General features: G+C 32.6%; 9 protein-coding genes. All 9 read right to left on the reverse strand.

Features of this window, described 5'->3' with window-relative positions; genetic code table 11:
- Window positions 1-8: 8 nt before the first annotated feature.
- Entirely contained in the window at window positions 9-1,517 is a 1,509-nt protein-coding gene (locus Q4548_RS04095) for a sulfatase (protein WP_303451843.1), read from the reverse strand.
- A 12-nt stretch (window positions 1,518-1,529) separates the two neighbouring features.
- The gene (locus tag Q4548_RS04100; protein ID WP_303451845.1) at window positions 1,530-2,363 is read right to left on the reverse strand and encodes a sialate O-acetylesterase; all 834 of its coding nucleotides are present in this window, start codon (window positions 2,361-2,363) and stop codon (window positions 1,530-1,532) included.
- A 52-nt stretch (window positions 2,364-2,415) separates the two neighbouring features.
- Window positions 2,416-3,294: a sialate O-acetylesterase gene (locus Q4548_RS04105; RefSeq protein ID WP_303451847.1), complete on the reverse strand. Its 879-nt coding sequence runs from the start codon at window positions 3,292-3,294 to the stop codon at window positions 2,416-2,418.
- A gap of 199 nt (window positions 3,295-3,493) precedes the next feature.
- A complete protein-coding gene (locus tag Q4548_RS04110) occupies window positions 3,494-5,767 on the reverse strand; it encodes an alpha-amylase family protein (RefSeq protein ID WP_303451850.1) in 2,274 nt (757 codons plus the stop codon).
- A gap of 154 nt (window positions 5,768-5,921) precedes the next feature.
- Window positions 5,922-7,748 carry a right-handed parallel beta-helix repeat-containing protein gene (locus Q4548_RS04115; protein WP_303451852.1) on the reverse strand — a complete coding sequence of 609 codons (1,827 nt, stop codon included), beginning with the start codon at window positions 7,746-7,748 and terminating at the stop codon, window positions 5,922-5,924.
- 19 nt (window positions 7,749-7,767) lie between these two features.
- Complete coding sequence (locus Q4548_RS04120) at window positions 7,768-8,958, reverse strand: hypothetical protein (protein ID WP_303451854.1); 1,191 nt, start codon at window positions 8,956-8,958, stop codon at window positions 7,768-7,770.
- Between the two features lie 164 nt (window positions 8,959-9,122).
- Complete coding sequence (locus Q4548_RS04125) at window positions 9,123-11,081, reverse strand: FAD-dependent oxidoreductase (protein ID WP_303451856.1); 1,959 nt, start codon at window positions 11,079-11,081, stop codon at window positions 9,123-9,125.
- Between the two features lie 12 nt (window positions 11,082-11,093).
- The gene (locus tag Q4548_RS04130; protein ID WP_303451858.1) at window positions 11,094-12,557 is read right to left on the reverse strand and encodes a sulfatase; all 1,464 of its coding nucleotides are present in this window, start codon (window positions 12,555-12,557) and stop codon (window positions 11,094-11,096) included.
- 114 nt (window positions 12,558-12,671) lie between these two features.
- Complete coding sequence (locus Q4548_RS04135) at window positions 12,672-14,249, reverse strand: T9SS type A sorting domain-containing protein (protein ID WP_303451860.1); 1,578 nt, start codon at window positions 14,247-14,249, stop codon at window positions 12,672-12,674.
- Window positions 14,250-14,251 lie beyond the last annotated feature (2 nt).

The following is a 14,251-nucleotide window of genomic DNA, read 5'->3' on the forward strand; positions in this document are numbered from 1 at the left end:
GTCTTATTTTAAAATTTTAATGCTGAATTAGGTGGTAATGGCACATTATTTTCTTTTCTCCAAGTAACTAAATCATGCAACAATTCTTTGGTTACATCAGTTTCAGACGCTACTAAATTGGTAGACTCTTTAGGATCTTTGTTAAGATTGTACAATTCTAAATCTCCTGTAGCCAAATACTGAATCAGTTTGTAATCATCTTTTCTAATTACAGAACAAGCTTTTTGAATTTTATTATTACTTGCCAAATGCCAATACAAAGGTCTTTTGTTTAATTTTTTCACATCTTTTTTAAACAAAGGAACTAGGGAATTTCCATCCAAAACATCTTTATAATCTTTGATATTTGCCACGTCTAAAAATGTTGGAAAAAAATCTAATAATGTTACTGGTACTTCTGTTCTACGTGGAGCTATTTTCCCTTTCCAATTTAACAAAATAGGCACACGAATACCTCCTTCATATATTTGTCTTTTAGAACCTCTCATTAAGTTATTACTGCTTTCACCTCCATTGTATCCATTATCAGACGTTACTACAATCATGGTGTTTTCTCTTAAATTTTTTTCCTCTAAATAATCTATGATACGCTGAATATTAGCATCTACAGATTCAATCATTGTAGCATATCCTGCCATAATTTCTCTTTTTCTTCCCAAGCCTTGTCCCCTTATAGAATCTCCAGGTTTGTTGATGTATTTTTTATACAATTCCTCATTTCTACTCTTGATCGGTTTGTGAACTGCATAATAATCTAAATTGATAAAAAAGGGTTCGTTTTTATGTTGACCTATAAAGTCAATAGCCTCATCTGTTAATCTATCTGTTAGCCATTCATCCGATGGTTTATTAATAATAAACGGATTGCTAAATGGGGCTCTATATCCTCCTTTGTGACTTTTGTATCCTCCCATTTCAAACGCAGGATCTCCTTTATAAGTTCCTCCTACATTTTCTAAAAATCCTCTTCCTTGAGGATAATATTGCAAAACTTCTTTTGTTTTGTGTGCTGCCAACCAAGAATAATCTCCTGGTTCTGGTTGAGTTAATTTTTCCTGAAATGGGTAAGCCAAACTCAACTCTTTTTGAGGATAAGGTCCTACAATATGATATTTTCCCAAATGAATAGCTTTGTATCCATGTTTTGCCAAAGGCTCTGCGTATATCTGATGATCTTTAGTCACCGTCCATCTAGAAAAAATATTTTCATTAGCAGTACCATACTCTAAGACAGGTACATTATACACCCCTGTTCTAAAAGATTGTTGCCCTGTAAATATAGCCGTTCTTGATGGTGAACAAGTCGGATACATGTATCCATTACTAACCACCAAACTATTTTCAGCCAATTTGTCTAAGTTGGGAGTTTCGTAATAAGTTGATCCATTAAAACCAACATCCGCATACCCTAAATCATCTACTAAAACAAAAACAATGTTCGGTTTTTGTTGAGCAGTCAAACCTAAACCAAATAACAAAACACCAACAACTAGTATCTTAAAAAATATTTTATGCATCTTCATTTTAATTTAATTCTGTAAGTCTATCAATGCTTTTCCAAAAGCAATTCCTAATCTTTTTTGACCTTCTGTATTGTAATGTAAGTTATCTGTATGTTTTGGATAATCTTTCCACAACGGATCTGTACTTGTTTTTACAACGACTATATTTTTATCGTAATCTGCAATATTTGTCATTGCTTTTCTAACCAAACCAGGTCCTTGTTTAAATTTTCTTGGCAATGGGTTTACTTGACCAATAACAACGGGCAAGTTTGGCAAACTCACTTCTTTACGATATCCCGTTATTAAATTTTCTAAATTTTTTTGATAATTTGAGGCTGTTATTTCTTTGTTTGTATCACTTTCTCCTTGCATCCAAACCATTCCTATAATTTTGTACGGCTGTCCTTCCGACTTTAAACGATTCAATTCTTTCTGAAAATGTATTAAATGTGTACGATACAAATGCAACGATTTTCTTTCTGCACCTCTCTCTGCTATATTTGCTTTTTCTTGAGTCCAATTAGGATTCCAAGCTCCGTACAATGATGTTCCTCCTACTGCTGTTTTTATCAATAAAAATTGTTCATTAGGATGTGCTTCTGCCAATGTTAATCCTATCAATAACTCTGGACCAAAATGCTTGGTAAAATCATATTTTTCTGATTGTGATGTTGAAACGTAAAAAGACAATGGTTTGGGAGCTATAGTAGATTTGATTGATGTGCTTAACCATACTCTATGAGCTACTTTTTCTATTCTCTGTTTTGTCTCTGCATCTAAGGTGTCGTAATTCCCATGCCCTGCCATATTAGACTGGCCTGCTAACAAAACTACTTGTATTTCTTTTTTCTGTGCCACACAAAACACACTTATAAAAGAGCAAATTAAAAACAACTTATCTAAAATCATTTTAGTGTTTATTTTGTAATATTATTAGTTGTTCTGCAAAAGATATCCCCAAACGTTTTTGTCCATCTGCATTGTAATGTACATTGTCAGGATTCTTAGGATAATCATTCCAAGAAGTATCTGTAGATGTTTTAATAATACCAACTTTAGCATCATCATTTGCAACCTCCTCCATCTCTTTTCTTACTCTAGCAGCTCCGTTTTCTACACCATATCTTGAATTAATTTGACCAATAACAAAAGGCATTTCTTCTAAATGGAATTCTTTTCTATACAACAATATCAACTTTTTTAACGTTTCTCCATAAGTATTTGCAGAGACATCTAAAATGGCATCATTTTCTCCTTGCATCCAGGCCATTCCTATAATTTTGTACGGTTGTCCCTTTTTTTCTAATGCTTTTAAGTTTTTGTGTATTGCCGCTATATGAATCTTACATAGATTCAATTTTTGCTTAAATCCTTTTTCAATCTCTTTAGCTTTATCTTCAGACCATTCAGGATTCCAAGCTCCATATAAAGCGGTACCTCCTTGTGCTTTTTTTATCAATAAAAACTCTTGGTTAGGGTGTGCTTCTGCCAGCGTAAGTCCTATAAATATTTCTGGCCCAAAACTTTTGGTAAATTGATATTTTTCACTTGGTTTTATTCTAGTGTAAGAAAGTGGTTTTGCCTCTTTTCCACCATCACTTAACAACACTCTGTGTTTTATTTTATCTATTCTTACTCTCAGATTAGCATCTAAATTTTCATAATTCCCATGTCCTGCCATATTAGATTGACCCGCTAACAAAACTACTTGTACTTCTTTTTTTTGAGCAAAACCAAATACCGAAAAAAGAATGTATGAAACCAGAAATAGTAACTTTCTATAAAACATATCGTTTGTATTTATTACAAAGTAAAATAACTTCTTTTATACCTATTACATGTACTCTTGAATCTAATTTTTGTTTTCAGAAGTAAATAAATAGTCTAAAATACTTATCTGTTTTTTGATTTTAAAAATCAGAAACCTACAAATGATTTATTTCAATCACTTGTAGGTTTTCAACTAAAAATCAACTCTAAATTCTTTCTTATTTTGCTGATATTGCTACAAAGTATACTTCATTTGGCTTTAAGGTTGGCCTTGTACTAACTGTTATTCCTTTTAACAAATCGGTACAATTTATCTCTTTAGCTCCTTGCAAAGTAATCTCTAATTTTGCATCTGTTTTACCAACATTTACAATTGACAAAATATATTTTCCATCTTTATTCTGAATCACTTTCCATGCACATCCTTTTTTACCAATACTATTTTCTTCTTTCACAGAAACTTTAGATAACAAGTTTCTCTGTGCTAACAAATCCATAGCTTTGTCTTCTATTTCTTTAGTAGTATTTAGTGAAATTAATGTTCCATTTCCAGCTTTCAACAAAGTTTTTAAAGGTTCTCCATATTCATTTTTCTTAAAACTCAGTTTGTCAATCAACACAGTTCCTCCATTGTTTAAATAGTCTTGAACAGCATCAAACTCTGCTTGCGTTACAAATTGAGTTTTATTGATCATCACTACCTCCCAATCTTTATTATTTTGTTTTTTGATGATATCTTTGGTCACAAAACCAATAGGAGTTCCGTTAAAATGCAAACCTTCGTACAATTCAAAAACATCGTCCATGTGTTTTTTCTTATTGATAGCTGACGTTTTAGAATAAAAAATACGTAATAATTTTTTTTGACGTTGCATAGCCATTATTTCTTCTGAATATGCATTCAAATCAATCAAAGTCATTGCCACTTCATTTGTTACTCTTGGTTGCATGTTATTAGAACCTGCATATCCTTTGTCATTTTGTGCTTTTTTAGAAATGGATCCATCCGCTTCTCTTGGCCAATACCAAATTTGACTCGCCGTCATTCCGTACGTATGTGCCAACCAAAAAGTAGCTCTGGCATATGCTGGATCTAAATACAAATCTCTTGATTTTACCGTAGACAAATAATGTAATTCTGAATTGAAGTTTACTTTGTTAGGACTTACTGACTTCATAAAATCAAACCCCATACACAATTCTCTCCATTCAAATTTGTAATCTTTTTCCCATTCTTGTTCTTTTCCCCATAATTTAGAATGTGCAGCTCCAGAATCATTTCCAATAATTCCACTCATATCTGTCAATGCCTCTAAATCTATTCCATGAACTCTCAAATTGTCTGTCCATAAATTAGGCATAATTTTCAAATGCACTTTTGCCTCTGAATCATTCTTTAAAATCTCAGACTTTAGAAATTTGTACCAATCTGTAACTCTATCCATATTGAACATAGTCCAATCGTACCATTTTGGAGTTCCTCTCAAACTCATTTCGATTGGAATATCAATAGAAACTGCCTCAAACGATGCAAAATTAGTTCCCCATAATTGATTCAGTTCCTTTATATTTTTATGTTTTTGAGTTAACCACATCTTAAACTTATCAATAGTATACGCAGAAACAGGTCCCGATGCCCAAACTTTTTTATCTCCATTTTTCTGAGTATAAAAATGAGGTTCGTTACACAACATGTATCCTAATTTAGAAAAGTTTTTTCCAGCTGTATAAGGCACAATCCCTCCCAATAATTTTTCCTGAATTTCTCTTGCTCCAGGATTGTCAATATCATAGGCTGTGTAAGTGTCTTCTCTCATTTTAAAATCTTGACCATACTCCGCAAGAGCCCATTTAGGCACACTTTTATGATTTAGAAATATAAACCCTAAAGAACCTGTAGTTTTAGAAGTAAGTTCTATCATTTTTTTAGGATTGATTGTTCCTTCTTTAGCTATCAAATAAGAAGGTGTAATGAAAAAACCGTCCTGATCTCCGTGATACTCAGTCAATTCAGACGTTTTGGGCTTCCAAGTATAATCTGCTAAAAAAACGGGCTTCCCTTTGTAAGACAGTTGATCTGCATCTACAGTCACTTTTGTCCAATCAACCATAGGCGAAGGTGCTCTATGTATTTCTTTTTTCAAGACTAGACTCAATTCTTGCGTAGCTTGATCTAACATTAGAACCACATCTTTTCTTTCAAAGTCTGGTAATTCTTTGGCTAATTTGTCAGCTTCATTTTTATAAATAGAAACTAAATTGAATGCTTTGGTATTTGCTTCTGTATTCTTCTCATCCCAATTGGCATATTTCAAAAACACTTCGGCAGTTCTAACCGTTGTTTTTTCTTTTAAAACATCAATTCCCTTTTTCTCCGCTTTTTTAATCAGCTTTTCTAAGGCTTTAATTTTAATTAATGCCTCTTTTTCTAAATCCTGCGCATAGAACTGAACAGAAAATAGGCAAATAAACAAGATGGTTATTTTTTTCATTTTGTGAATTATTATTATATATCATTACAAATTTAGGACTAAAAAAAGCCTTACAACAAACTGAAATACAAACCATAAACCAAAAAGCACTATTTATAAACAAACAAGCACAACTTTGGTTAGTTGTGCTTGTTTTGTCTATTTATAATTTACTTTATTTCTTATAGGTAAATCCCTTATTCCTTTTAACTTTTAAAGTTTGTTTGGTTTTATCATCTACATCAAAGTAATTTGTTACGTCTCCATCGTACTTATTTTTTGAGATTTCAACATCGTTACAATTCTTTAAATAAAACAAAGCTGCATCTGGGTATTGAGGTTTTTCAGTTGTAGTTTGTTTGATGGTATTCCCTCTAACAATCAATCCATCCAATCTGTCTGCCCAAATGATGCAATTGTCAAAAGTTTCAATGGTATTGTTTTCAAACAGGATATTTCTATCATACAAGGCTGTTTGGTCAAAGGTTTTCCCCAATCTTGGAGATACTTTTAAAATTGCATGTTCTGGAGCACCTCCATAGGCACAATGCACAAATCTGTTGTTTCTAATTACCACATCTTCTACATTTCCAGATTCAAACCAAAAATAAGTTTCTCCTCTTAACATGATTGACGACATCATAGAAGACAAATCATTATTTTCTATAATAATTTTTAAAGGAGTTTTGATGATGATATTTCTCGCTCTATGATCACGAATCGTGCATCCTCTCATTGTAAAAACGGGATTCCATGTTTTATTTTCAAGTACATCTCCTACTTTTAAGTCTGATGGAATTTCATCTGTAAATGTCAAGTCGGTATACACATCGTTGATGTATTTTGCATTGCTCACAGTGTTGATTTCTCCTCTACTTGGGTTTGGTGATTTGATGAACCACACTTCATCTCCTTTGTCTGCAAATTTAAAGCCTGTTTGCTCAAAGTGTTCTAATTTTACTCTTACCGTATTTTTATTTATAACCTTATTTATGACAACATAGGTTCCATGAACATTGGTACCATCATCTAACATTCCCTCAAAACGAGAATTCTCAATCAAAATATTTCCTTTACAATTGGCAAAATGAGTTGCATCTGCTATGGTAGAAATTGCCCTATCTGAACCATCTTTGATATAAATTCCTGAGTTTAAAATTTGAACTCCATCCGTTCTTTCAAACAAAAACCCCATTCCTAATGCATGGTGAATAACAACATGATCAAAAACTACATTTTTAGATTCTGTAACTTGAAATGCTGGAGCATATCTATTTTGTTCATGCGGACCTTTGGAATGGAAAACAGAACCAACTCTGGGATATTTCTTCATATTCTCATCATAAATACGTAAAACACCATCTTTTTTTCGTTCTACTTTATTAGGCCTTAAAGACATATCCCAAGCTCCATAAGCAACTTGTTTGGTGTCTTTATCAAAAGCCAACGTACTTCCCAAAGAAGCAAAATGAAAGTCATCAACATTTGGAAAATAAATACGTCCTTTGTTCAATTTCCAAGAATATCCTTTTGTGTATGGTTTCATTTCAAACCAATGTTCTTTTTCATTTACCGCAGTAATATCTCCTTGAAAACTAAAAGGTATGTCCCAATCAATAGTTATATTTTTTACAGATATTTTTTTACAGTTGTTGAACTGAAAAGGTTCTACTTGTCCATGAAAAATAAACTCAGCTCCATTTCCTTCTACTTCAACAGAGTCAAAGTCAGATAATAAAAAAATGATTTTTTTCAATCCATTACCGTGATTCGTTATAAAAGAAAATTGCTCTTTTGCATAATCTGGTAAAAATCTATAAGTAGCTTTTGAAAAAACAAGCTTTATATCTTTGTCTTTTGCATTTTCTATAGCATTTCTCACCACGGTAGTCATGTCTTCTTTACCTGGTTTTATTTCTATAATTTCTTTAGCATTTACTTGTATAGCAAATACCATACATAAAAATAAAATTATTCTATTATTTCTATCCATCTGTTTCATTTACTTTCTATTAATTGATCTATAATTTTTCTAAATTCTTCTTTTTAAACTTCTTTAAAATTTTCTTTTGTTTTTTAGTCAACACTTGTTCTTGGTTGGATAAAAACCAAAAAGCTCTTCTTGCTATTAAAAAATTATCTGCTTTTAACAAGGGCATCAACTCCTCTAAAAGTGTATTAGACGTATATTGATTTCTTTGCAATAAGGATAAAAACATTTCCAATTCTTGATAACTAAAATCTCCTATTTTCTTACTCAGTGTATCATAATAATCTTTATTATTTCCTTTTTTTGTTTTAGAAACTGAATTTAAACATGCCACTCTTTTCTTATAACTTCCTTTTTCAAAAAGAGTTGTAATTGCAGAATAATAAACATCTTTAGGTAGCTGCTCTATATATTCTAAAGCCATTTTAAACACAGCATATTCTCCCAATATTGCTTCAGACTCTAGCTCTAAAACAGTCACCGAATCATAAGCTTTTTTCTGAATCAATTTTTCTATTGCAAACTCCTTGTACGCAATATTTTTATCAGCCAAATAATTCTCTCTTAACTGTTTTGCCGATAAGTATTGACTCGTAATGTCTCTAATTTCAGAAACCATACCTCCGTTTGCCCAATGCCATAATGTATAACAAGTCCACACAGCTCCTTCTACTGTTTCTTCTGGACGTACACTTGAAGTTGCTCCAGAAACAGCATCCACATCAACATTTCCGTGATCTATAAAATCGCTAGTTACCAACTCATCTTTAAAAACAGATTTTAATTCTGAATCTTTATTCTTTAAAATTTTTTCTAATTTTATATAATCTTGTTTGGTAAAAGGAGCTCCTTCTTTCTTCTCCAATCCTTCGTCATCTTGTAATTTGTATGTAGTGTATCTTCCCAATTCATCCCAATACATTCTTACCACTACTACTTTACATACATTTTCTCCGCAGTTTACAGAATCTACATCTAAATAAAATTGTTTGGTTCCATCTTCTAATACTTCTTCTACCAGATAACAATCTATTGGTTTTAATTTATCGATCGCTGGATGAATTACAGATACAGTATGTGTGATTTTAACCTCATTTGGTGGAGTACTAGCCTGCAAACCAAAAAAAACAAGTCCCAACAATACAAAACCTACAATCTTTACCCCTAAAGATTGTATTTTGCCTTCTTGAACAAACTCTATTTTTTGATTTTTTATTTTCATTATCAATCTATTACAGTTGTATTATTTATCACCAAAATCAACCATAAAAATGACAAATATTTGTCACTTCAAACTAAGGTTATTACCTTATTAGCAAGCCATAACCTACCAAAAACAACACTTTTTAAACATTATTCACACAAACTAAAAACAATGAATTATAATTAAGACTCATAACAACGAACCTCAAACAACTTAACTGTTTTTGCACCGTAAGTTTCCTTTAAATTAATTCTGATAGCAGTTGTTCTCACTTGGTCAAAATCAAACTTTATCAAACGAGTTATATTTCTATCCTTTTCACCCACTTTCACCCAAACACCATTTACTCTTACTTCCAAATCCAACTCTTTCATCAATTCTGGTGGAACTGTGGTAATGAAACTTTTTTTCAACCAATCTGACAAAGGTTGTTTACGCATGGTGATATTTTTATGCAAATTGGTATCGCACTTAATTTCTACTTTAGACAATTTAATTGGAGTTTCCCATTCCATTTGAAACGTAGCTGGAACACCTTCAGACTGCCAATGATTAATTTCACCATCAATATCCCTAGAAATTCCATTAATCACATTTTTTGCATTTCCAGATTTTGTAGAAGAGCCAAAAATTGCACTCGATTTTCTTGACAAATCTTTAGGGTCGTTGGCAATTACATTTGGAATATAAACATCATCTCGCATTAACATTTCTTGCAATTGCTTAATATGCTTATTCTTTACTTCTCTAGGAAGAATTCCTTTAGTTACACATATAGTAGCTGCCGTTCCAACCGCTTGCCCCATTAGTGCACAAGTTCCCTGAATTCTTGTTGACGACAATGCAATGTGAGTCAAACTTGCATTACGTCCAGCAAACATTAAATTGCTAATATTTTTAGAATACAAACTACTAAAAGGTACTTCGTAAACAGTTTTGAATTTTTCATGAAAAAAACTTGGTCTTTCCTTTATGTCTAAAATTCCTCCAGGATTGTGCTCATCTAAAGACCAACCGCCATAACCAATGGCATCTTCAAAATGTCTATGACCTGTCAAATCTGTTTCAGACAACATGTGATCTCCTATAAAACGACGAGATTCTCTACGACCTGGCAAAGAGCCCACCCATTCTAAAGCATAATTTTCTGAATCTGGAAATTTCCCTGAGTTTTTGATATAATCCCAAACTCCATGCAAATACCCCATCAAATCATGTCTGTTGTCTTCTTGTACATCAATAATGTCATGATCACTCCCCAATTCTACCCACCAATATCCATCTAAATAATTATTTATTTTTCTTTCATGATTGGCATTGTCTCCATCGTATTTTTTTACAAATGTTGGTGGTGTGTACGGCATTGGTCTACCGTGATCTTTTCCTTGTAACAAAATAGAAGCTCCCATTTGCCAACCATCTGGTTGATCTGGAGCATATTTTTCATTGAACTCTGCTTTTCCTTCTCGTCCTGTTCTATATAAAGCTCCTGCTTTTGCAGCCATCAATCCATCACCAGAACAATCAATAAAAACAGCTCCTTTTATGGTAAACTCTGTTTCTGTAGTCAATTGCCAACAACGAGCAGCTACTATTTTAGTTCCGTCCATTTCAGCATCAATTGCCTGTGTATTTAACATCACAGTTAAATTGGGCTCTCTAACCACATAATCATACACTATATGATCCCAAACAGGATAAGATTCTTGTGGATTGTACAACCTATTTTCTAACATTAGTTCTTCTACAATTCCTGTTTCACGCTCTGCCAAACCCGTTGCCAAACGATTCACTCCGTTTAGAGTTACTCTAATTTCACTTGATGCATTTCCTCCCAACACAGGGCGATCGTTGATCAAAACTGTTTTAGCTCCATTTCTAGCCGAAGCCACTGCTGCAGAAATACCTGCCACACCTGCTCCAACAACCACTACATCATACACTTCTGTCTTTTTTCTGTCTGGATTCGGAACTTTTTTCCCCGTACTCAATTGATGCCATTGTTCATCACCCTCAATTGTATTTCCCTTGTTTACTTCTTCTGCAACACCATCTAAAGTTTTGCATGAAACTGCTAATGGAAATACACTAGATGCTACAGCTACACCTGTTACGTTTTTAATAAAATTTCTTCTTTTCATTTTTTGATCGTATTATAAATCTACTCCTGTCCCTTGTAATGTATTGTCATGATTCCACATAATCAACCAAGGATCTTTCGTGTTCAATTGAAATTTTTTCAACTTAGATTTCATATGTATCAATACTTCTTGATATTCTTTTTTCTCAACCAAATTGTTTACTTCTCCCGGGTCTTTATCCAAATCAAACAGTTCAAATTCAGCATGTCTTAAATACTGATCCACGGTTTTATTCCCATACATTTCAGCATGATTTCTATACACACTTTGCCAAGTAGATGAAGCCCATAAATCTGAAGCAAACGGATAATCCAATTGCCAAGCAATGTTCCAAATCAATTTGTATTTTCCCTCTATAGCAACTCTCATTGGATAATACATGGTAATTTCGTGAAACGTATGAGATGCATACACCTCATCCCATCCCTTGGGATTTTCTTTTCCTATAATTTTATCAAAAGATTTTCCATGAAACTCTGTAGTATCATAATCTACATTTGCCATTTCTAAAATTGTTGGTGTCAAATCCACCCAAGAAATTTTAGCATTGTTTACCCCGCCTTTATTTTCTTTTAGCATAGGATTTTTAACAATACACGGCAATTGAATTCCAGGTTCGTAAACCGTTGTTTTTGCTCCTGGAAAAGCCATTCCGTTATCTGATATATAAAAAACAATCGTATTATTCAATTTCCCTACATCTTGTAAATGTTTCATTAATTGACCAAACCCTTGATCTATTCTAGAAATACTCTGATAATATTGCGCTATTTCTTCCCTAGACTCTTTGGTGTCTGGTAAAAAATCTGGAACTATTACATCTTTAGGATCATATACAACTTGTTTTTCTCCTGGATAAGGTTCTTTTTTATTTCCAAAAGTATTGGGTAAATTCCATGGATCAGAAACAAAAGGATGTCCCCTATGTGGATCATCTGTACAGAAATATAAAAAGAAAGGTTTTTCTGATTTTAACACATCTACACAAGCATCTGCCATTTCTAAAGTACTTCTCGGATCTGCTTCTAAAACAGTATTAAAATGATACACTTTTTCTGGAGCTACATGATATTTTCCTATTCTAGCTGTTTCATAGCCTGCTTGTTCTAACAAAACAGGTAAAGATTTTACGTTGTCGTAAGTACTAAAATGATGATAATCGTGTACATGTCCGTAAGAACCTGTTGCATGTCCAAATTTACCTGTCAATATAACCGATCTGCTGGCTGCACAACTTGCACTGGTACAATACGCATTGTTAAAACGAACACCTTCTGATGCCATTTTATCTAAATTAGGAGTTTGAATTATTTTATTTCCATAACTTCCTAAAGCATCTTTTCCATGATCATCTGCAACAAACAAAATGATATTTGGTTTCGATGTTTTTTTTACTTCCTTATGTTGTTTAGGAGCACATGAAACACACACAAAACCGAATAAAAAAAGAATTAAATATTTACTACTTACCTTCATTATTTTGATGAATTTTACAAATTATATGTAAACGTAAAATTACCGCTCTATCTTCTTAAAGATGTCTTTCACTAGTGATTTTATGTTCTTTACAGTACATAAAAAGAGAGATACCTACTTTACCACAACTTTATTAACAACTGAAGTTGAACCTGTTAATATTTCTAAATAATACACACCACTTAATTTCTCTGAGATATCAATTCTAGGATTGGTTTCTTTCGCTTCAAATTCTTGAATCAAACTTCCTACAGAATTGTACATTTTAACACGACTTCCTTTAGGACAATAAACGTTAAAAAAAGAATCTGCAGGATTGGGATATACATAAACCCCGTTATCCCTATTCGAAAACACACCTTCACAATCTAAAGCAGTTTTTACTTCTAATAAATCTCCAGGCTCAGTGCTCATTTTATACGTGCTAGACATTGATTCTTGAACTTTATTTCCATTTTTATAAAAAGTATAAGGAGCTGTTCCCTCATTCACCACAATTGTTGAATTGTTTAATTGAGAAGTAATATGTACTTCAATATTTTTTGCTTCAATAATATTGACAACATATTCATTTACTGTTGTAGATTCTTCTGAACCAATTTTAAAATCGTAATCACCAGGATTTAAATTTTCAATACTTATAGATCTAGAAAATGTTGTTTTTACTCCTTCCAATAAAACATAATAACTTCCTTCTTCTTGAGCGTTGATGTTAATTTGACCATTATTTTTATCTTGACAAGACTCACCAACAGTACTTACATCAAAGAGTACTACCTCCTCTATTTCCCCTATTTTTTTAAAAACAATAGCATCTACATAAAAACTACCTTTGTAAGCCTCATCATCAGAAAAATTTGAAACTAGAATTTTAAAATCAGTATTTTCTGCCTTTTCATTCAATACAAATTCTTTTTTTAAACCAACCCATTCATGTCTAGGAAGTTCTTCTATTTCCCATTCTGTAGAAATCCATGGTTCTGAAATATGTGTGTAAAAACTAGGAATGGTTGTTTCACTCTCTATCCACACCTGTAAACTTACCTCGTAACTCCCTGTAGACAAGTACAGATTTTCACTTTCTATAGTACTTATTTCACCAATTAATGGAACTTCTGCTGGCAATTCTGTTTCATTTACCAACAATTGCAAATCATCTACATATAAAGTCCCAATTCCACCATAAGAAGCATCCATTAAAAGTCTAACATTGGTATTTACAAATGGTTTTGATATTTCAAAAGGTATAGAAAGCTCAACCCACTGATCTTTTGCCACAGTAGACAAGTCAAAAATCACATTTACATCCGTCTCTCCTTCCGTTCTAAAATTTACTTTTATTGCTGATATATTTGCTCCAGTCTCTACCCATACTTTGGTTTTCAAATCGTAATTACCCGCTTCTAAAGCAATTAACATTTCAGAAATAGTACTGCTCCCAAACGCTTTTTTACTTCCTGTAAAAGAAACATCATTGGTATATTTTAAGCTACGAGAACTTCCATCAGCCCCTTTATTAGTTACAATAGACCAATTTTCAGGTTGTTGCATCCACCATCCATCATCTCCTGTAGAAACTTCAAAACCATAATACTCAGAATCCAAAATATTTACTTTTTCCTGTGCCTGATTTTTCAATATATTTCCCAGACTAAAAACCACAATCAACCTAAACAAATTATTAATTTTCATAG

The sequence above is a fragment of the Wenyingzhuangia sp. 2_MG-2023 genome (assembly GCF_030548295.1).
Classification (GTDB): Bacteria; Bacteroidota; Bacteroidia; order Flavobacteriales; family Flavobacteriaceae; genus Wenyingzhuangia.

What these genes read in the sequence shown, in the direction of transcription:
- Q4548_RS04125 (WP_303451856.1), bottom strand. Translation starts at nt 11,081, where the DNA reads ATGAAAAGAAGAAATTTTATTAAAAACGTAACAGGTGTAGCTGTAGCA.
- Q4548_RS04130 (WP_303451858.1), bottom strand. Translation starts at nt 12,557, where the DNA reads ATGAAGGTAAGTAGTAAATATTTAATTCTTTTTTTATTCGGTTTTGTG.
- Q4548_RS04105 (WP_303451847.1), bottom strand. Translation starts at nt 3,294, where the DNA reads ATGTTTTATAGAAAGTTACTATTTCTGGTTTCATACATTCTTTTTTCG.
- Q4548_RS04095 (WP_303451843.1), bottom strand. Translation starts at nt 1,517, where the DNA reads ATGCATAAAATATTTTTTAAGATACTAGTTGTTGGTGTTTTGTTATTT.
- Q4548_RS04135 (WP_303451860.1), bottom strand. Translation starts at nt 14,249, where the DNA reads ATGAAAATTAATAATTTGTTTAGGTTGATTGTGGTTTTTAGTCTGGGA.
- Q4548_RS04120 (WP_303451854.1), bottom strand. Translation starts at nt 8,958, where the DNA reads ATGAAAATAAAAAATCAAAAAATAGAGTTTGTTCAAGAAGGCAAAATA.
- Q4548_RS04110 (WP_303451850.1), bottom strand. Translation starts at nt 5,767, where the DNA reads ATGAAAAAAATAACCATCTTGTTTATTTGCCTATTTTCTGTTCAGTTC.
- Q4548_RS04115 (WP_303451852.1), bottom strand. Translation starts at nt 7,748, where the DNA reads ATGAAACAGATGGATAGAAATAATAGAATAATTTTATTTTTATGTATG.